Origin of the sequence: Kitasatospora sp. MAA4 (assembly GCF_029893355.1) — a bacterium.
Classification (GTDB): domain Bacteria; phylum Actinomycetota; class Actinomycetes; order Streptomycetales; family Streptomycetaceae; genus Kitasatospora.
Genome location: NZ_JARZAI010000004.1, coordinates 51,647 through 69,470 on the forward strand (window position 1 = coordinate 51,647; position 17,824 = coordinate 69,470).

20 protein-coding genes and 1 pseudogene are annotated in these 17,824 nt (G+C 72.9%); 14 read left to right on the forward strand and 7 right to left on the reverse strand.

Annotation, left to right across the window (positions count from 1 at the left end; genetic code table 11):
• Window positions 1-14: 14 nt before the first annotated feature.
• The 3 genes from P3T37_RS06860 to gndA are packed head-to-tail and all read right to left on the reverse strand — an operon-like array spanning window position 15 to window position 3,309.
• Window positions 15-818 (reverse strand): family 1 encapsulin nanocompartment shell protein, encoded by an 804-nt coding sequence (locus tag P3T37_RS06860; RefSeq protein ID WP_280722541.1) that lies wholly within the window; start codon window positions 816-818, stop codon window positions 15-17.
• The gene (locus tag P3T37_RS06865) at window positions 815-1,828 is read right to left on the reverse strand and encodes a Dyp-type peroxidase (RefSeq protein ID WP_280722542.1); all 1,014 of its coding nucleotides are present in this window, start codon (window positions 1,826-1,828) and stop codon (window positions 815-817) included. The genes P3T37_RS06860 and P3T37_RS06865 overlap by 4 nt, the downstream gene beginning before the upstream one ends.
• Complete coding sequence (gndA, locus tag P3T37_RS06870) at window positions 1,825-3,309, reverse strand: NADP-dependent phosphogluconate dehydrogenase (RefSeq protein WP_280722543.1); 1,485 nt, start codon at window positions 3,307-3,309, stop codon at window positions 1,825-1,827. Before gndA ends, P3T37_RS06865 begins: the two co-directional genes overlap by 4 nt.
• A 213-nt stretch (window positions 3,310-3,522) precedes the next feature.
• Here gndA and P3T37_RS06875 point away from each other — a divergent pair, with 213 nt between their 5' ends.
• The 7 genes from P3T37_RS06875 to P3T37_RS06905 all read left to right on the forward strand — a co-directional run bounded on the left by P3T37_RS06875 (window position 3,523) and on the right by P3T37_RS06905 (window position 7,813).
• Window positions 3,523-4,077 (forward strand): YceI family protein, encoded by a 555-nt coding sequence (locus P3T37_RS06875; protein ID WP_280722544.1) that lies wholly within the window; start codon window positions 3,523-3,525, stop codon window positions 4,075-4,077.
• Between the two features lie 77 nt (window positions 4,078-4,154).
• On the forward strand, window positions 4,155-4,628 hold the full coding sequence (locus P3T37_RS06880; protein WP_280722545.1) for a cold shock domain-containing protein: 474 nt from the start codon (window positions 4,155-4,157) through the stop codon (window positions 4,626-4,628).
• Window positions 4,629-4,665: 37 nt separating this feature from the next.
• Window positions 4,666-4,950: a DUF427 domain-containing protein gene (locus tag P3T37_RS06885; protein ID WP_280722546.1), complete on the forward strand. Its 285-nt coding sequence runs from the start codon at window positions 4,666-4,668 to the stop codon at window positions 4,948-4,950.
• Between the two features lie 50 nt (window positions 4,951-5,000).
• Window positions 5,001-5,720: a YoaK family protein gene (locus P3T37_RS06890; RefSeq protein WP_280722816.1), complete on the forward strand. Its 720-nt coding sequence runs from the start codon at window positions 5,001-5,003 to the stop codon at window positions 5,718-5,720.
• 114 nt (window positions 5,721-5,834) lie between these two features.
• Window positions 5,835-6,617 (forward strand): SGNH/GDSL hydrolase family protein, encoded by a 783-nt coding sequence (locus tag P3T37_RS06895; protein WP_280722547.1) that lies wholly within the window; start codon window positions 5,835-5,837, stop codon window positions 6,615-6,617.
• A 105-nt stretch (window positions 6,618-6,722) separates the two neighbouring features.
• Window positions 6,723-7,271 (forward strand): hypothetical protein, encoded by a 549-nt coding sequence (locus P3T37_RS06900; RefSeq protein ID WP_280722548.1) that lies wholly within the window; start codon window positions 6,723-6,725, stop codon window positions 7,269-7,271.
• 5 nt (window positions 7,272-7,276) lie between these two features.
• Window positions 7,277-7,813 (forward strand): ATP-binding protein, encoded by a 537-nt coding sequence (locus P3T37_RS06905; protein WP_280722549.1) that lies wholly within the window; start codon window positions 7,277-7,279, stop codon window positions 7,811-7,813.
• 18 nt (window positions 7,814-7,831) lie between these two features.
• On the opposite strand, the gene P3T37_RS06910 is transcribed toward P3T37_RS06905, so the two are convergent.
• Together P3T37_RS06910 and P3T37_RS06915 are read right to left on the reverse strand one after the other, a co-directional pair.
• Complete coding sequence (locus P3T37_RS06910; RefSeq protein WP_280722550.1) at window positions 7,832-8,113, reverse strand: hypothetical protein; 282 nt, start codon at window positions 8,111-8,113, stop codon at window positions 7,832-7,834.
• Between the two features lie 43 nt (window positions 8,114-8,156).
• On the reverse strand, window positions 8,157-8,312 hold the full coding sequence (locus P3T37_RS06915; RefSeq protein ID WP_280722551.1) for a hypothetical protein: 156 nt from the start codon (window positions 8,310-8,312) through the stop codon (window positions 8,157-8,159).
• A 148-nt stretch (window positions 8,313-8,460) separates the two neighbouring features.
• Between P3T37_RS06915 and P3T37_RS06920 the strand changes: the two genes are divergently transcribed.
• The 4 genes from P3T37_RS06920 to P3T37_RS06935 all read left to right on the forward strand — a co-directional run bounded on the left by P3T37_RS06920 (window position 8,461) and on the right by P3T37_RS06935 (window position 11,291).
• Entirely contained in the window at window positions 8,461-9,093 is a 633-nt protein-coding gene (locus tag P3T37_RS06920; protein ID WP_280722552.1) for a TetR family transcriptional regulator, read from the forward strand.
• Window positions 9,094-9,195: 102 nt separating this feature from the next.
• On the forward strand, window positions 9,196-10,242 hold the full coding sequence (locus tag P3T37_RS06925; RefSeq protein WP_280722553.1) for a hypothetical protein: 1,047 nt from the start codon (window positions 9,196-9,198) through the stop codon (window positions 10,240-10,242).
• A 9-nt stretch (window positions 10,243-10,251) separates the two neighbouring features.
• The gene (locus P3T37_RS06930) at window positions 10,252-10,830 is read left to right on the forward strand and encodes a hypothetical protein (protein WP_280722554.1); all 579 of its coding nucleotides are present in this window, start codon (window positions 10,252-10,254) and stop codon (window positions 10,828-10,830) included.
• 116 nt (window positions 10,831-10,946) lie between these two features.
• Complete coding sequence (locus tag P3T37_RS06935) at window positions 10,947-11,291, forward strand: rodlet layer protein (RefSeq protein WP_280722555.1); 345 nt, start codon at window positions 10,947-10,949, stop codon at window positions 11,289-11,291.
• Window positions 11,292-11,476: 185 nt separating this feature from the next.
• Here the strand turns inward: P3T37_RS06935 and P3T37_RS06940 are convergent, their stop codons facing one another.
• The gene (locus P3T37_RS06940) at window positions 11,477-12,847 is read right to left on the reverse strand and encodes an amidase family protein (protein ID WP_280722556.1); all 1,371 of its coding nucleotides are present in this window, start codon (window positions 12,845-12,847) and stop codon (window positions 11,477-11,479) included.
• A gap of 176 nt (window positions 12,848-13,023) precedes the next feature.
• Window positions 13,024-13,332, reverse strand: a pseudogene (locus P3T37_RS06945) (transglycosylase family protein); the annotation flags it as partial.
• Between the two features lie 562 nt (window positions 13,333-13,894).
• Here P3T37_RS06945 and P3T37_RS06950 point away from each other — a divergent pair.
• The 3 genes from P3T37_RS06950 to P3T37_RS06960 all read left to right on the forward strand — a co-directional run bounded on the left by P3T37_RS06950 (window position 13,895) and on the right by P3T37_RS06960 (window position 17,786).
• Complete coding sequence (locus tag P3T37_RS06950) at window positions 13,895-14,587, forward strand: aspartate/glutamate racemase family protein (RefSeq protein WP_280722557.1); 693 nt, start codon at window positions 13,895-13,897, stop codon at window positions 14,585-14,587.
• Window positions 14,588-15,087: 500 nt separating this feature from the next.
• Window positions 15,088-17,364: a nitrate- and nitrite sensing domain-containing protein gene (locus P3T37_RS06955; RefSeq protein WP_280722558.1), complete on the forward strand. Its 2,277-nt coding sequence runs from the start codon at window positions 15,088-15,090 to the stop codon at window positions 17,362-17,364.
• Window positions 17,361-17,786, forward strand: coding sequence for a roadblock/LC7 domain-containing protein (locus P3T37_RS06960; RefSeq protein WP_280722559.1), 426 nt, complete (start codon window positions 17,361-17,363; stop codon window positions 17,784-17,786). Before P3T37_RS06955 ends, P3T37_RS06960 begins: the two co-directional genes overlap by 4 nt.
• Window positions 17,787-17,824: the final 38 nt, after the last annotated feature.

Consider the following 17,824-nt stretch of genomic DNA (forward strand, 5'->3'; position numbering starts at 1 on the left):
GCGCCCACCACCGGTCAGACGGCCGGGGTGAGGGTGACCGCGGCCTCCGGCGAGTAGAGCGAAAAGGTCAGCGACTCCTGGAGGTACAGCTGCACGGTGTCGGCGTCGTGCCCGAGGTAGCCGATCGAGAGGTCCTGGCCCAGGTGGAGTTCGAAGTCCCCGCCACGGCAGGACAGTACGACGGCGCCGGCCAGCGCGGGTGCCCAGACGATCTCGCCGTCCACCACCCGCGCCAGGTGCCCGCGCAGCGGATAGCCGTGGTTGGACGTCTCGTTGACCGCCGTGTACGCATCGGCGCCGAGCAGCAGGGCGTACGGACCGTCGACCCCGGCCAGCCGCAGGGTGGTCAGCGCCCGGCTGACGGCGTCGGGGTAGTCGCGGACGTCGGCCGGCAGGGCGAGCACCGGGTTGGACGTCCCCGTGCGGACACCGGTGATCCCGGCGGCCGCCCAGCCCTCGAACACCGCCGAGTCCTCCGCCAGCGCGACGGTCCGCGCGGCGTCCTTGACGGGCTGCCAGTCGGAGTCCCTGGACCCGCGCTCGATGTCGTCCACCGCCTGGCGGGAGACGGTGAACGGCACCCGCAGCTCGACGACCTGCTGCGCACTGCGCGCCCGGGCCTGTGCGCCGGCCACCGGCGACTCGATCGCCCGCAGGTGGCCCGACCCCACGGCGGCCAGCTCCACCCCGGCCGGGCCCGCGAGGTCGACCACCCGGCGGCCCGCCAGATGCAGGATGAAGGTCCGCCGCGCCTCCTCCTCGATCTCGGCCCACGCCCGGGTGGACACCGGCGCCAGTTCGCGATGCAGGTTGTTCATGGTGCGGTGCTCCTTCTGAGACTGCCGATGCCCAGCGACCCGTCCGTGACTGCGTCAATGACCGACAGCAAGGGCGCCGGCGGGTCGTCCAGGAAGTCGGCCGACGGCACGAAGAAGAGCGAGCCGGTGACCGCCGTCGAGAAGTCCAGCAGCCGGTCGTGGCCGCCCGGCGGGCGGCCGAGGAACATGTTCGCGAGCATCTCCTCGGTGACCGAGGGCGTGCGGGAGTAGCCGATGAAGTACGTCCCGAACTCGCCGCGCCCGGGCGAACCGAACGGCATGTTCATCCGGACGATCTGGCGCTCGGCGCCGTCCTCGCCCCTGACGGTGGTCAGCGCGACGTGCGAGTCCGGCGGCTTGACGTCCTCGGCCAGCTCGATGTCCGACAGCTTGGTACGGCCGACCGCGTGCTCCTGGGCCTCCACCGGCAGCGCGTCCCAGGACGCCAGGTCGTGCAGGTACTTCTGCACGACGACGTAGCTGCCGCCGCCGAACGCCGGGTCCTCGTCCGCCACCAGCACAGCGGCGGACGCGTCCGCCCCCTCGGGGTTCTCGGTGCCGTCGACGAACCCCAGCAGGTCGCGCTCCTCGAAGAACCGGAACCCCTGCACCTCGTCGGCCACCTCGACGGCCCCGCGCAGCCGCGTCATCAGCTGGGTCGCCAGCTCGAAGCAGACGTCCGGTCGGTCCGCGCGCAGGTGCAGCAGCAGGGCGCCCGGGGTGGCCGGCGCGGTGTGCCGGGGGCCGCGCAGTTCCCGGAACGGGTGCAGTTCGGCGGGCCGCGGGCCGCCGAAGAGCCGGTCCCAGGCCTCCGAACCCACCCCCAGCACACAGCTCAGCCCCGCCCCGGCGGCCCGGAAGCCCACCGCGCGGCGCAGCCCGGCGAGGTCCGGCAGCAGCTTGCGGACGGCCTGCTCACCGCCCGGCCGCACGGTGAGCACCAGGAACAGCGCGGCACCGGTCAGCGGGCCGAGCACCGCCTGCGGCCGCTGCGGCGACGGCGACCTCACTGCTGGTGCTCGGTCCGGTCGCCGCCCCACAGCGTGTGGAACGAGCCGGGCCGGTCCACCCGCCGGTAGGTGTGCGCGCCGAAGAAGTCGCGCTGGCCCTGCACCAGGGCCGCCGGCAGCCGGGACGCCCGCAGCGCGTCGTAGTAGGCGAGCGCCGAGGCGAAACCGGGGACGGGCACGCCCAGCTGCGCCGCCGTCGAGACCACCCGGCGCCAGGCGAACTGCGCGCCCTCCAGGGCGCTGCGGAAGTGCTCGTCGGTCAGCAGGGTGGGCCGATCGGGGTCGGCGTCGTAGGCGGACTTGATCCGGTCCAGGAAGCGCGCCCGGATGATGCAGCCGCCCCGCCAGATGGTCGCCATCGCGCCCGGGTCGATCCGCCACTCGTACTCGGCGGCGCCGGCCTGGATCTGGTTGAAGCCCTGGGCGTAGGCGACCATCTTGGACGCGTAGAGCGCCTGCTCGACCTCGGCCGCGAAGGTGTCCGAGGCCGCGCTGTCCAGCCAGGTCTCGGTGGGCCCGGGCAGCTCGCGCGTCGCCTCGCGCAGCGCGATGCTGCCCGACAGCGAGCGGGCGAAGACCGCCTCCGCGATCCCGCTCACCGGGACGCCGAGCTCCAGCGCGGTCTGCACGGTCCAGCGGCCGGTGCCCTTCTGCTCGGCCTGGTCCAGCACCACGTCCACGAAGGGCCGGCCGGTCTCGGCGTCGGTGTGCGCGAGCACCTTGGCCGTGATCTCGATCAGGTACGACTCCAGCCGCCCGGCGTTCCAGCCGCGGAACACCTGGGCGATCTCGCCCGGCTGCATCCCGGCGCCGCGCCGCAGCAGGTCGTACGCCTCGGCGATCAGCTGCATGTCGGCGTACTCGATGCCGTTGTGCACCATCTTCACGAAGTGCCCGGCGCCGTCCGAACCGACGTGCGTGCAGCACGGCTCGCCGTCCACCCGGGCCGCGATCGACTCCAGCAGCGGCCCGAGCACCCGGTAGGACTCCACGCTGCCGCCGGGCATGATGCTCGGCCCGAGCAGCGCCCCCTCCTCGCCGCCGGAGATCCCGCTGCCGACGAAGTGCAGGCCGACCTCGCGCAGCGCGGCCTCCCGGCGGCGGGTGTCCAGGAAGTGCGCGTTCCCGCCGTCCACCAGGACGTCGCCGGGGTCGAGCAGCGGCACCAGCTCGTCGATCACGGCGTCGGTCGGGGCGCCCGCCTTGACCATGATCACGATCCGCCGGGGGCGCTCCAGCGAGGCGACGAACCTCTCGGACGTCCTGGCCGGCAGGAAGTCGCCCTCGTGCCCGAAGTCGTCCACCAGCTCGGTGGTGCGGGCCGCGGTCCGGTTGTGGACGGCGACGCGGTAGCCGTGCCGGGCGAAGTTGCGGGCCAGGTTGCGTCCCATGACGGCCAGTCCGGTGACACCGACCTGGGCGTGGGCCTGCTCCGCCGCCTGCGTGTGATCCTGCGCCTGTTCCTGGGCCTGCTCGGTCATGACGGGCTACTCCACCAGGTCGTCCGAAGGGTGTGCCGCTTCTCCGTCCAGCCTGCCGCCATCTCCACAGGCCTGCACCCGGGCGGGCAGGCGGTACGGCTGTGCCGGGCGGTCGGCACTCACCCGGACGGCCCGTTTCGCCGCCGCGACGGTCGGTTACCCATCGGGCGGCAACCCCGTCCGACTGTCACCGGCGAAAGCAGGGTCCCCCCGATGTCCGCTCTCCTTCAGCTGCCCGGACTCACCCCGGGCGTCTGGGCGCTCGATCCCGTCCACTCCACGGTCGGTTTCACCGTGCGCCACATGATGGTCTCCAAGGTCCGCGGCACCTTCGACACCTTCTCGGGGCAGATCACCGTCGCCGAGGACGCGCTGCTGTCGTCCGTGCGGGCCGAGATCGACATGGCGTCGATCAACACCCGCAACGCCGGACGGGACGGAGACCTGCGCAGCACCAACTACTTCGAGACCGACAAGTACCCGACGATGAACTTCGCCTCGACCGCGGTGAGCGGCTCCGGTGACAAGTACACGGTCACCGGGGACCTCACCCTCAAGGGCACCACCCGGCCGGTCGAGCTGGCGCTGGAGTTCCACGGGGTCCGCAGTGCCCCCGGCATGGGCACCCGGGCCGGCTTCTCGGCGACCGGCGAGATCAGCCGCAAGGACTTCGGGGTCTCCTTCGAGATGCCGATGGCGGAGGGCGGCGTCGTGGTCGGCGACCGGATCCGGATCGAGCTGGAGATCGAGGCGGTCCTCCAGTCGTAGGGCCGGCTGCGGCTGGCATACGATCTGACGCAGGTTCGGGCAAGGGGCCCGGATTCCTTGTGTGTTGGGGGTTTGGCGTGGCGACCGGTCGTGTGGTGCGGTTCGACGGCGTGCGGGGCTATGGGTTCATCGCTCCCGACCACGGCGGGGAGGACGTCTTCCTGCACGTGAACGACATGCTGATCCCCGAGGCGGTGGTCCGCTCGGGCCTGGCGGTCGAGTTCGAGGTGGAGGACGGCGAGCGCGGACTGAAGGCCTCCTCGGTCCGGCTCGCCCCCGGCGCCGAACTCCCGTCGGCCGGCCCCGCACCGGCCTTCTCGGCCGCACCCGCGGGGTCGGCCGCCAGGCACGTGGACCGGCACGTCGAGCGGCACGTCGACCGGTCCGCGGACGACGACTCGATGTGCGACGTACTCACCGTCGCCGAGTACACCAGGGACGTCACCGAGCTGCTGCTGCACGTGGCGCCGTCGCTGACGGGCGCACAGATCCTGCAGATCCGTAACGGGCTGGTGCAGTTCGGCAAGGACCACGGCTGGACCGACGCCTGAGCCCACGCCCGGCGCTCTCGAATGCCACACTGGACGCATGACCACAGCGCGTTGGAACGGCAGGATCATCGCCGAGAGCGACCGGACCACGATCGTCGAGGGCAACCACTACTTCCCGCTCGCGGCGGTGCGGGCCGAGTACCTGGAGGCCTCCGAGACCACCACCGTCTGCCCGTGGAAGGGGATGGCGAACTACTACGACCTCGCCGTCGACGGTGAGCGCAACCCCGAAGCCGCCTGGTACTACGCCGAGCCCAGCCTGGAGGCGGCACACATCCGCCACCACGTCGCCTTCTGGCGGGGCGTGCAGATCACCGACTGACGATCCGTCAGAATCGCACCATGCCGAGGAACAGCGCGGGGTGGGCGAGGATGCGAGGGGTGCTGCACGGGGCCTGGCGGACGGTGCTGCCCGCGCACGACGACCGGCACGGGCCGCTGCCGCCGCTACTGCTCGGGCTCACCGTGCTCTCCGGGCTGGTCGACGCGGTCAGCTACCTGCTGTTGGGCCGGGTCTTCGTCGCCAACATGACCGGCAACGTGGTCTTCCTCGGCTTCGCCCTGGCCGGCGCCCCGGGCTTCTCCTCCCCCGCCTCGCTGACCGCGCTGGCCGCCTTCGCGCTCGGCGCACTGCTCGGCGGACGCGTCGCCAGATCGCAGCAGCACCGCGGCCGGGCGCTCCTGTGCGGGGTCCTGATCGAGGCCGCGGCGCTCGCGGCGGCGACCGTCCTGACCGCGACCGGCGGCGTGCACGACGACCGCTACGCGATCATCGCCGCGATGGCCGCCGCGCTGGGCGTCCAGAACGCCGTGGTCCGCGCACTGGGCGTCCCCGACCTCACTACCACCGTGCTGACCCTGACCATCGCGGGCATCTTCGCCGACGCCGGCGACCCGGCGGGCGCCGTCAAGGCGGGCCGCCGGCTGGTCTCCGTGCTGGCGATGCTGGCCGGCGCCGCGCTCGGCACCATCGCGGTGCTGCACGCCGACCACACCACCGCGATGGCCCTGCCACTGGCCGTCATCCTCGCGGTGGTGGCCGTCAGCGGCTACCACGCCCGCGGCGACGCCCCCTGGACCAGGCCGAGTTGACGGGCGCCACCCGCAGCCGAGTTCGCATTGTGACCCGATTCACGCCTGCCGGACGAACGCTGCAGCCCACCTACGGTCGCGTAGGTCACTTGAGATAGTCGATTATTTACGTCCATGGCCGAACTACCGGAGACCCCTGACCTCAGTTCCTACATGGCCCTCGGCGACAGCTTCACCGAAGGGCTCAACGACCCCGCGCCCGACGGCGGTTTCGCCGGCTGGGCCGACCGCCTGGCCGTTCTGCTCGCCGAGCGCCGTCCGGCCGGCGACTTCCGCTACGCCAACCTCGCCGTCCGCGGCCGGCTGCTCCACCAGGTGGTGGCCGAGCAGGTCCCCCAGGTCCAGCGGTTCCAGCCCGACCTGGTGACGTTCTGCGCCGGTGGCAACGACATCCTGCGGCCCGGCAGCGACCCCGACGAGGTCGCCGAGCGCTTCGAGGCCGCCGTGCGGCAGTTGCGCGACTGTGCCGGGACGGTGCTGATCTGCACCGGCTTCGACACCCGCGGCGTGCCGGTGCTGCGCCACCTGCGCGGCAGGATCGCCACCTTCAACCTCCACCTGCGGGCCATCGCCGACCGCAACGACTGCGCGGTGGCGGACCTCTGGTCGCTGCGGCCGCTGCAGGGCCGCCCGGCGTGGAGTGCGGACCGGCTGCACCTCTCCCCCGAGGGGCACCAGCGCGTCGCGCTGCTCGCCGCCCGCTCGCTCGGCCTGACGCCGGACCAGAACCCGGACGCCCCCTGGCCGGCCGAGGACCTGCACAGCCCGGCCGAGCAGCGCCGCGAGAACCTCCAGTGGGCCCGGAGCTACCTGGTGCCCTGGGTCGGGCGACGGCTGCGCGGCGAGTCCTCCGGAGACAACGTCGAGGCCAAGCGCCCGGACCTGCTGCCGCTCTGACCGGACCGGTCGACGATCCGCCGCCGGCGACGGCTATCCTTCCCGCACGCCGCTGCGGGTCACCGCCGGTCGGCAGAGGCGACGACAATGGCAGGGGCGATGGCGATGGCTGGATCGGTGCAGAACGACGGAGGCTGGCGGGAGGAGAGCCGGTTCTCCGTGCTGAGCACCGACCCGGCCGTCCGGGCGGCTCTCGACGCCTGCCTGGCCCGGTCCGCCGCGCCCTCGCCCAGCGCGAAGCAGTTCCTGGCCGCGTGGGCGGGCACGCCGATCATCGGCGGCTCGATGCTGCGCGGCGCCGAACGCGGCCGCAGCTGGGCGCTCTCCCGCAGCATCGCGGTCACCAGGAACCACAGCGCGGAGTTCGCCCAGCCGGTCGGCGAGGTCATCGTCGGCGTGGTCTGCTCGCTGGCCCGCACCGGACGCCCGCTGAAGTCCGTGCAGCAGCTGCCCGACGGGTGCACGCTGACCGCCGCGATCCCCTCCGACGCCCGGACGTTCGGCGGGACCCTGACGGTCACCGTCACGCGCACGGAGAACGGGTCGCTGGTCCGCGCCGCAGCCGAGATCCCGGGCCAGCTGTACGACTGGGGCGTCGCCAAGCGCACCCTCGCCACCCTGCTCGCTGACATCCCGGCGCTGCTCGTACCCTGAGCCGCATGGACGAGGTGGCGGCGGTGGTCGGGACAGTGCTCGGGATGAGGGAGTCGGCGGAGGCCGGTGACGTGGTGATGATGTGTGGCCTGCCCGGGTCCGGCAAGACCACCTACGCGAAGGCCCTCGAACGCCGCGGCTACACCCGGCTGTCCATCGACGAGGTGGTGTGGCAGCGCATCGGCCACGACGCGGCGGATCTCGATCCCGACGAGTACGAGCGTCACCGGTCCACCGCGGAGCAGGAGTTGTGGGAGCAGCTGACGCAGCTGCTGGCGATGCGGCAGCCGGTCGTGCTGGACTACAGCTTCTGGAACCGCGCGACCCGCGAACGCTACAAGGCGCTCATCGAGAGCCACGGCTGCCGCTGGCAGCTGATCCGCCTCCGGGTGGACCTGGACACCCTGCGACGCCGGCTGGCCGCCCGCAACGTGCTGGACGGCGCCAACAGCGTCACCGTCAGCGAGGAGCTGCTTGAGCGCTATGCCGCCGGCTTCCAGGAGCCGGTGGGGGAAGGCGAGTTGCTCATCCCGCAGAGCTGACCGGCGCTGCGGTGGGGCTCAGGCGCCGAGCTGCCAGAGGGTGCCGTGGCTGGACAGCACGGTGGCGGCCAGGATCACCAGGTCGGCCGCGCCGAGGGTGAGGCCGAGCAGCGCGCGGCCGCGGCGGGCGGTGCCGCGGTGCAGGGCGAGGGCGCCAAGGACGAGGGCGCAGGGGCCGAGGACGACGTTGAAGATCAGCAGGCCGACCAGGCCGAGGATGAACGAGGCCACGGCCATGCCGTCCGCGTCCTCGGTGCTGCCTGCGGTGGTGGGGTGCTGAGTGCGGGTCAGGGCTGCCATCGGTCTGTTCCTTCCCGAGAAGTGGTGGTCGATCTGCGGACGGTCAGTGGCGGCGGAGGCGGGCCAGGCCCTCGCGGGCGCCGAAGAGGAGCAGCCAGCCGGTGATGGCGGCTGCCGCGGCGAGGAAGACCGGCAGGGTGGTGTGGCCGGCGGCGCCCAACAGGACGCCCATGACGGCGATCACGGCGAGGAGGAACATCTGCGACCTTTCGGGACGGGCCCGAGCAGTTGACGGGCGGTTGGCGGAGCGGTGGCGATCATTCGGCGAACACTTGGGATGACAAGTGTTCGCTGACTTCTTCACTCTACGCTGGTCAAAGTCGGCAAACAGTTGTTTACTGAATGACGTGAGTCACACCCCCGGAATCAGACAGGCCCAGAAGCAGCAGAGCCGCCGCGCACTGCTGGACGCGGGACTGCTCCTGCTCGAACACCAGAACCTCAGCAGCCTCGGCGTGCGGGAGGTGACCCGCACCGCCGGGATGTCCCCCGCCGGCTTCTACCGGCACTTCCGCGACCTGGACGACCTCGGCGTCGCACTGGTCGAGGAGTCGCTGGCGAGCCTGCACGGCATGATCACCGCGATCCTGGCCGGCGAGGGCGACGCCGACCAACTGATCGACCGCACCGTCGACGTGGTGGCCCGGCACGTCCGGGAGCACCGCGCGCACGTCCGCTTCCTGTGCCGCGAACGGCACGGCGGCGTGCAGCCGGTGCGAGCCGCGATCACCGCCGAGCTCGACGCGTTCATCGTCGAGGTCGCCGCCGCCCTCGGGACCCAGGAGCAGAGCGCCGCCTGGAGCGTGGCGGACCTGCGGATGCTCTCCGGCCTCTACGTCGAGCATCTGGTCTCCACGGCGGCGGCCTTCCTGGAGGCCGCCGAGGAGGCACCCGGGGCCGAGCAGCGGATCGCCGCCACAGCCCGCGCCCAGCTGCGCCTGATCAGCCTCGGCCGCCTGCACTGGCCCACCGTCGGCTAGGGCTGTGACCGCGTTCCGCGCGGGCCCCTGAGCGACTCTGAGCGACCGTCCGCGCCGCGGATCTACGTCGACTACTGGGGCTGGACCTCGGACCCGGCGGGCGTGGCGCCCTACCTCAACCGGTTCTACTCCTCGGTCGGCTCCTCGCCCTGGCTGGCCACCGTCGAGCAGTACGGCGCCGCCTCGACCCCCGACATGCTGGCCGGCACCTGGTCGGACCCGGCGCCGGTGCCCGCCGTGCCGACCGATGCGCAGATCCAGGCCGAGGCGGTCAGCGCCGCGCAGCACTTCGGCGTCCCCACCTCGGTGAACACCCAGATCGTCGTGGCGACTCCGACCGGTCACTCGACGGCGGGCTTCGGCGGCAGCTACTGCGGCTACCACAGCGCGGTCACCGCGATGCCCAGCATCACCTACACCGACCTGCCGTACATGCCGGACGCGGGAGGCTCCTGCGGAGCGGGCAGCGCCAACGGCACCGCCGGCACCCTGGACGGCGTCAGCATCGTCGCGGGGCACGAAATGGCCGAGGCCATCACCGACCCACTGATCAACGGCTGGCGCGACAGCACCGCCGCGGAGATCGGGGACAAGTGCGCCTGGGTCAACATCGGGAACACCAACCTCTCCGGCAACACCTTCGCCATGCAGCCGCTGTGGAGCAACAGTTCCGGCGGCTGCACCATGGGGTCGGGCTCCTGGTCCAGCTGGCAGCAGCACGGCGTGCCGACACCGGGCGCCGCCGCCGGAGCCTCCCCGGCGGTCTCCTCGGCCACCTCACCCGGCAACGGCCGCATCGATCTCTTCGGCCTCGGCACCAACAACAACATCTGGCACAAGTACTGGACCCCGGCCACCGGATGGACCAGCTGGTCGCCCGACCTGCCGGCCCTGCCCGCCGGTATCGCACCCGGCAGCTCGCCGGCCGCCTCGCTGTGGCAGCCGAACGCCGGCGAGATCGAGGTCTACGTCCGCGGAAAGGACCGCGCGATCTGGAACATCCTCTACAGCGGCGGCCGTTGGGGAGCCTGGTCGTCCCAGGGCGGCGCTCTGGCGTCCAACACCACGGCGCTCTCCCCCGGCTCGAACATGATCGACCTGTTCGCGGCCGGCACAAACGGCTCGCTGTACGAGAAGCTCTGGGCCTAGGCTGTCTCGGTGACCCCCTTCCAGCCGCCGCGCCCGCTGACCGCCGAGGCCGCCCGCGACCTCCACCAGATGCTCCGAGCCGAGATCGCACCCGGGATGAGCGGGCGGGAGCTCGACGACGTCGAGGAGCGCTACGGCTTCCGCTTCGCGGCCGACCACCGGGTCTTCCTCGGCGCCGGGCTCCCGCTGGGCGACCGCTGGCCGAACTGGCGCGACGGCGATCCGGCCGACCTGCGGGACCGGCTCGGGCGGCCGGTCGAGGGCACCCTCTTCGACGTCGAGTACAACGGCTTCTGGTACCCGCGCTGGGGGCCGCGGCCGGAGCGCACTGCCGACGCCCTGGCGGTCGCGCGGGCCCGGCTGGCCGACGTCCCCCAGCTCGTCCCCGTCTACGGCCACCGCTATCTGCCGGGGACCGCCGGGCAGTTCGGGCACCCGGTGCTCTCGGTCCACCAGACGGACATCATCTACTACGGCGCCGACCTCACCGACTACATCCGGCACGAGTTCCTCGGCCGGCGTGCCGAACTCGACAGCGCACACTCCACCGTGGACTTCTGGACCTACCTGCTCGAAGGCGAGGACTGAGCCATACGGCTTACAGGCAGTGTCCCGGTCGCGGGCGGCGCGTTGAAACCGACGTTGGTTACTGCGTCGGCGTCGCCCACGAAGGTCCGCGCCGGGCACTGTCGAAAGGATGACTCATGTTCAAGAAGGCTCTTGCGGGCGCCGGAATCGCCGTCGCCTCGATCGCCGCGCTCTCCGCGCCGGCGATGGCGATCGGTGACACCGACGGCTCCGCGGCCTCCGTGCAGGGCAACGGCGGGACCAACACCACCGGAACGACGGGCAACCACAGCGCGAACTACCACACCGCCGACAACCTGAACCTCTGCCTGCCGGAGGTGCACCACGTGCAGGTCGGCGTGCTCGTCCCGGTGCAGGTGGACGTGCCGGTGCTCAACCAGCAGGGGCACCAGATCTGCAACGTCGGCCAGACCACCCAGGCCAACGGCGACGCCGCGCTGCTCTCGCACGCGATCGGCTGACCTGTCGTCCGAAGGCCCACCGGCCTTCGACGCGAACGGAGTCGGACCCTGACGTCCGATCCCGTCCGGTTCACGCGGTCCCCGCAGGTTCGCCTGCGGGGACCGTCCGCGTTGCGGGTGCGGTACGTCTCGGTGAAGACCCGGGCCGGCGGGTCGTCCTGACCTGTGCCGGGCCCGGGCTCAGGTCAGGACGAGGGTTCGAGCGGCGCCGTCCGGGTCCACGGCCGGCGCTGCTCCAGCAGGGCGGCCAGCGCGAGCAGCCGCTCCTCGCCGCCGGGCGGCGCCACCAGCTGCACGGACAGCGGCACCCGGCGGGTCGGGTGCTCGCCGGCCGGCAGCGCCAGCGCGGGCCAACCGGCCAGGTTCCAGGGGAAGCTGAACGGCGCGTAGCGGATGTTCGACACCACGTTGGCCGCCCAGCCGCGGGTGTGCCAGCGCTCGGCCGGCGGCGCGCTCTGCGCCAGGGTCGGCGTGACCAGCACGTCGTAGCGGGAGAAGAACGACTCCAGCAGCTCGTGCCAGCGGTTGCGCTGGGACGGGCGGACCAACCCGGTCCGGGCCACCAGGCGCCCGACGGCGGCGTGCCGGCGGGTGCGCGCGTTCAGCAGCCGGGCGTCCAGCGTCGCCGCGTCGGCCGCGGTACCCGCCAGCCAGCGGCCCACGGTCGCCGGGCCCAGCCAGAGCGGGTACGGCGCCTCGGCCCGCGAGACGACGTGCCCGGCGTCGGTGAGCAGCCGTCCGGTGTCGCGTACGGCTGCGACGTGCGCCGGGTCGACCGGGATCCCCACCGAGGGGCAGCGCGCCGAGAGCGCGATCCGCAGGCCGTCGGTGCGGTCCGGGGCGGCGGCGGAGTCCGTCCAGCCGCTCTGGGCCAGCACCCGGTACATCAGCACCGCGTCGGCCGCGCCTGCGGCGATCGGCCCGTTCTCGGCCATCCCGAACCAGCCGTCCACGCCCACGCCGGAGGGCACCGAGCCGCGGCCGGGCTTCAGGCCGAGCACGCCGCAGTTGGCCGAAGGGATCCGGATCGACCCCATGCCGTCGTTGCCCAGGGCTATCGGCACCATCGCGGACGCCACCGCCGCCGCGCTGCCGCCGGAGGAGCCGCCGGCGCTGCGCGCGAGGTCCCACGGGCTGCGGGTCACGCCGTAGACGCTGTCCGTGGTGCCGAACACGCAGAGTTCCGGGACGGCGGTGAGGCCGAGCGGCACCGCGCCGGCCGCCCGCAGGCGGCGGACCACCTCGTGGTCCTCCTTCGCGGCGGCCCGCGAGGTCGCCCGCGAGCCGTGCCGGGTCACCTCGCCCTCGACCGCGACGTTGTCCTTGATCGCCACCGGGACACCCGCCAGCGGCAGGTCGGCCAGGTCCGGGCGCCGGTCGAGCGCCTGTGCCTCGGCCAGTGCCCGCTCGGGCCAGACGGTACGGAACGCACCCACCCGCCCGTCGAGATCCGCGATCCGCGCCAGGTGCTCGGCCACCACCTCGCGCGCCGTCACCTCGCCCGCCCGTACGGCGGCGGCGATCTCCACCGCACCACGCCCGACCCAGGTCGCCATCGGTCCCACCTTTCCTCGGAGCGCCACACCGCCGCAGGCACGCGTCGGCGCGGTAGGAGGCAACCTAGCGAACCGTGCTCCGGTGATCCAGAGCGCGCATGCCGACGGCCCGGCCGTCTCCCGTGGTGCTGGGGGACGGCCGGGCCGTGGTCAGGCTATGAGGGTGGTGCGGGTCAGGACAGGCCGGCCTTGACCGAGCAGACCGGCCAGGCACCGGGGCCCTGAGCGGCCAGCACCTTCTCCGCGACCGAGATCTGCTGCGCCTCGGTGGCGTGCGAGGCCTTGTCCGCGAACGCGGTGCCACCGAACGCCGCCCAGGTGGACTGGGTGAACTGCAGACCACCCGAGAACCCGTTACCCGAGTCGATGCTCCAGTTCCCCGTGCTCTCACACTGCGCGACCTTCTCCCACGTGGAAGTCGACGCGGCCGAAGCCGCCGTCGCCGTCACGAGACCCGCAACCGGCAGGGCGACAATGACGCCACCCATCAGCGCCATCCGCAGACGACCACGGCTACGCCCGGCCTTCACGGAGTTGTCGGCGACAGCGGCGGCGGTGTTCTCGGTACGGAAGGTCATGCAAAATCCTCTCGACATCCCCGGGCGGACACACGGAACCAGACCCCGGAAAAGGGCCTCGAAATCCCGCTTGCCTCTCCAAACGGACGGCCGGCGCGTCCTCGACGCGCCCCGCCGCCCCGGCCACCCGTCCACACCCGCACGCCCCGGACAGGGGGCCGTACGAGAGGGGGTGAACCCGAGCAGTGCTCGCTGCACTGGGAACGAACTTAGGCGGCACCCACCCCGGTGACAACCATTTCGACGAACCCCCAGCTCAGCACCCCGTTACCACCGGTAAAGATCTCCCCGACCACCCCCGCACCCGCTCAACCCCAACACCCCCGCACCACCCCGAACCCCCCGAAAGTGGCCCACCCCACACCGAAATCCCGGCCCACCCCCACTCCCCGTCCACGGCCACCGAACCCAGTGCGACCGAAGTGGCCCCCGCCACAGCCAGGCCGAACCACTGTGGAAGAGTGGGCGGATGAGGACGATCGGCCTTCTGGGCGGCATGAGCTGGGAATCCACCGCGGAGTACTACCGCCTGCTGAACGAGTTCACCCGGGACCGCCTGGGCGGGCTGCACTCGGCGAAGTGCGTGCTGTGGTCGGTCGACTTCGCGCAGGTCGAGCTGCTGCAGAGCGAGGGGCGCTGGGAGGAGGCCGGCGCGCTGCTCGCGGACGGCGCCCGCGCGGTCGAGGCGGCCGGGGCGGACCTGGTGCTGATCTGCACCAACACCATGCACAAGGTCGCCGACCAGGTGCAGGCGGCCGTCGGGATCCCGCTGCTGCACCTGGCCGACACCACGGCTGCGGCCGTCCGGGCGGCCGGGCTGCGGCGGGTGGGGCTGCTGGGCACCGCGTTCACCATGGAGCAGGACTTCTACAAGGGCCGGCTGGCCTCGCACGACCTGGAGGTGCTCGTCCCGGACGCCGCCGGGCGGGCGGAGGTCCACCGGATCATCTACGACGAGCTGTGCCAGGGCGTCATCCGCGAGGAGTCCCGCGAGGCCTACCGAGCGGTGATCGCCGCGCTGGTCGCCGACGGCGCCGAGGGCGTCATCCTCGGCTGCACCGAGATCGAACTCCTCGTCGGCCCCAAGGACAGCCCGGTCCCGGTCTTCCCCACCACCCGCCTGCACGCGGAGGCCGCCGTCAGCGCAGCGCTGACCCCCTGACGGCCGCGTCCGAGGGCGACCGCGGCCGGGTTTGGTGGCGGGATCAACTGCGACCCTTGATCCGAAGTCTGACGGCGCATGAGTAGGCTACGCTTCCGCCTGAACCCCGACCGGGGATGGCCGGTTCGAGGGCCGAACTCCTGTCCGCAGCAGCGCATGGCAGGTACCTGACCATCGGAGGTCGCTGTGCTCATCGCCGCTCGGACTACCGGCGCCCGGCCCGCACAGCGCTCGGCCTGACGCCCGGCGGCCCCCCAGAACCGCGGCCCGGCCCACCCTGTGCCGCGCGGACCCTGCGGGCCGGCCGCCTCGCACCATCCGCACGACGGAGTCCGCCTGCCCGCGGCAGGGTCGGACCGGTCCGCCGTGCGGCCCATGACGGACCAAGACCCCCTCCAAGGCGCCCTTATGACTGATCGTCACGCTTGCCCACCCTCGGCCCGCCGGATATCCCGCGCCAGCACCCTGCGCGGCCCGCAGCGGCCCGGAGGGTCGGCCCTGTGAGGATCACCCGCAAGCTCGCGGTACTCGCCGTCGTCCCGCTGATCGCCGTGCTGGCCTTCGCCGCGCTGGCCGTGCGCACGGCCGCGAGCCAAGCCCTGGACGCCGCCCGCCTCAAGACGCTGGTCGAACTCGGCTCCCAGGCCGGGCAACTGACCCATCAGCTTCAGGACGAGCGGACCGCCGCCGCGGTGCTGCTCTCAGGAAGCGACGGCACCTCTGGGGGTGACGCCCCCGCCGCCGGCCAGAGCAACGCCTACCTCGACCAGACCCGGGCCACCGACGCCAGCATCACGCGGTACCGCAGGCTGCGCGACCGCCTTCAGGCCATGCCCGGCGGCACCAACGGCCTGCTCCAGGCCGTGGACGGCGCGCTCGACGGCCTGCCTGCCCTGCGCCGGCAGGTCCAGTCCGGCCCGGGGGCCGAACTCTCCGCGGTCACCTTCCAGTACCGGATCGTGGTCGCCGACCTCCTCGACTTCCGCGCCGACGTGGCCGAGGCCGGCAAGGCGTCCGCCACCGTCGCCGCCCGGATCAACAGCGCGGTCGCCCTGGCCCGGGCCGAGGAGTACGCCAGCCAGGAGGAGTTGGCCGTGCTGCGGGCCCAGGCCGCCGGCGGTCTGACCCCCGCCGCGCAGGACGCGATCGCCGCCACCCGCAGCGGCTACACCGAATCCGTCCTGGAGTTCGGCCGCAACGCCGATCCGCAGTGGCAGGCCTGGCTGGACCACGCGCTGACCGGCGACGGCGTGATCGATGCCGGCCGACTGGAGGACGCCGTCGAGCGCTCCCGGCCCGGCGACCGGCTCCCGGCCACCGGCGTCTGGACCGGCGCGATGGATCAGCGGGTCGACCGGCTCCAGGAGGTCGGGCAGCGGATCGACCAGTCGATCGACGGCGACGTCACCCACCTGCGCAACGTCCAGCGCGCCTGGACGCTCGGCGAGGTGCTGGCAGTGCTGCTGGTGGTGGCCGCCGTGGTGACGCTGGCTCTGAGGCTGGGCCGCCCGATGATCCGCGAGCTGCGCCGACTGCGCGATGCGGCGCACGCCGTCGCGCACGAGCGACTGCCCGCCGCAGTCGAGGCGTTGGCGGCCCGCGGGGCGCTCGGCTCCGCCACCCCCGAGGAGTTCGCCGCCGCCGCGGGCGACCCGGTCACGGTCCGCGGGCGGGACGAGATCGCCGAGGTGGGCTCCGCGTTCAACTCGGTCAGCCGCGAGGCGGTCCGGATCGCGGCCGAACAGGCCGCCATGCGCGACCGGTTGGGCGCTCTGCTGGTGGGACTGGCCCGGCGTGGCGATCGGCTGACCGGCGCGCTGATCAAGGCGCTGGACGCGGCCGAGCGCGACGAGCACGACCCGGCCCGGCTGGAGCGGCTCTTCGCGCTCGACCACCTGGCCAGCCGGATGGGCCGCAACAACCACAGCCTGCTGGTGCTCGGCGGCGAGGCCTCCGCGCGGGTGCGCGCCCAGGACGCCGCCATCGAGGACGTCCTGCGGGCCGCGATGGGCCAGATCGAGCGCTACACCCGGGTGGACTTCGGCACCTTCGACCCCGGGGTGCTGATCGCGGCCAAGGCGGTCGACCACCTGGTCCACCTCTTCGCCGAACTCCTCGACAACGCCACGGCGTTCTCCCGTCCCGAGCTCCGGGTCACCGCCGAGGCGCGGCTGCTCGCGGACCGGGTCGTCGTGCTGATCTGCGACGAGGGCATCGGCCTGGCCGAGGACCAGTGGGCGCCCGTGAACGCCCGGCTGGCCTCGCCGCCGCCGGTGGAGGTGACCGGAGTGCGGGCGATGGGCCTGGGCGTGGTAGGCCAGTTGGCGTCCTGGTACGGCATCCGGGTCGAGCTGCGTCCCCGGCCGGGCGGCGGGACGATCGCCGAAGTCTCGCTGCCCGCTGCGGTGTTCAGGGTCGGGACAGCGGAGCCGGTGCAGCCTGCGACGCCCGCGCCCGAGCCGGTGCCCGTCCTCGCACCGGCGGCGGCGCAGGCCGGTGGACCGGCTCCCGCTCCCACCACCGCCCGGACCGCGAGCACCCCGACCACCGCGGCCGGCCTGCCGCAGCGCCGCCCGCGCGGCGCCGAGCCCGAGCCGGCGGCCCTCGCCGCCCCGGCCGCACCCGCCGTGCCGGCCCCGCCCGTGGACGAGCGCCGCGACCCGGCCCGGGTCTCGGCCGCGATGGCCGCCTACGCGCGCGGCATCGGAGCCAGCCGCTCCGGCCGCGTCGCGCCCACGTCCGTCCTGTCCGACCCAGAACAGAAGGAAAACTCGTGACCTCCACCCAGACCCCTGACCTGGACTGGCTGCTGAACGACTTCGCGGGCCGGGTGCCCGAGATCACCCACGCGGTGGCGGTCTCCGCCGACGGCCTGCTGATCGCCGCGACCCGCGACGTCGCGACCGAGCGCGGCGACCAGCTCGCGGCGATCGCCTCCGGACTGGTCAGCCTGCTGGCCGGGGCCGGCCGACTGCTGGAGGCGGACCCGGTGATCAGCAACCTGACCGAGCTCCAGGGCGGTTTCCTCTTCTCGATGGCGGTGAGCAGCGGCGCCTCGCTGCTGGTGCTGGCCACCAAGACCTGCGACATCGGCCAGGTCTCCTACGAGATGGCCGAGTTGATCAACCAGGTCGGCCCGGCACTGGCCCCCGCCGCACGGGCGATGCTGCTGAACACCACGGCTCCAGGCACATCCTGACATCCACTCACATCTCCGCTCTCCCACCGACCCTGGAG

Coding starts and splice junctions, on each gene's coding strand:
- P3T37_RS06860 (WP_280722541.1), bottom strand. CDS start 818: ATGAACAACCTGCATCGCGAACTGGCGCCGGTGTCCACCCGGGCGTGG.
- gndA (WP_280722543.1), bottom strand. CDS start 3,309: ATGACCGAGCAGGCCCAGGAACAGGCGCAGGATCACACGCAGGCGGCG.
- P3T37_RS06875 (WP_280722544.1), top strand. CDS start 3,523: ATGTCCGCTCTCCTTCAGCTGCCCGGACTCACCCCGGGCGTCTGGGCG.
- P3T37_RS06885 (WP_280722546.1), top strand. CDS start 4,666: ATGACCACAGCGCGTTGGAACGGCAGGATCATCGCCGAGAGCGACCGG.
- P3T37_RS06890 (WP_280722816.1), top strand. CDS start 5,001: ATGCGAGGGGTGCTGCACGGGGCCTGGCGGACGGTGCTGCCCGCGCAC.
- P3T37_RS06895 (WP_280722547.1), top strand. CDS start 5,835: ATGGCCGAACTACCGGAGACCCCTGACCTCAGTTCCTACATGGCCCTC.
- P3T37_RS06900 (WP_280722548.1), top strand. CDS start 6,723: ATGGCTGGATCGGTGCAGAACGACGGAGGCTGGCGGGAGGAGAGCCGG.
- P3T37_RS06905 (WP_280722549.1), top strand. CDS start 7,277: ATGGACGAGGTGGCGGCGGTGGTCGGGACAGTGCTCGGGATGAGGGAG.
- P3T37_RS06910 (WP_280722550.1), bottom strand. CDS start 8,113: ATGGCAGCCCTGACCCGCACTCAGCACCCCACCACCGCAGGCAGCACC.
- P3T37_RS06915 (WP_280722551.1), bottom strand. CDS start 8,312: ATGTTCCTCCTCGCCGTGATCGCCGTCATGGGCGTCCTGTTGGGCGCC.
- P3T37_RS06935 (WP_280722555.1), top strand. CDS start 10,947: ATGTTCAAGAAGGCTCTTGCGGGCGCCGGAATCGCCGTCGCCTCGATC.
- P3T37_RS06940 (WP_280722556.1), bottom strand. CDS start 12,847: ATGGCGACCTGGGTCGGGCGTGGTGCGGTGGAGATCGCCGCCGCCGTA.
- P3T37_RS06950 (WP_280722557.1), top strand. CDS start 13,895: ATGAGGACGATCGGCCTTCTGGGCGGCATGAGCTGGGAATCCACCGCG.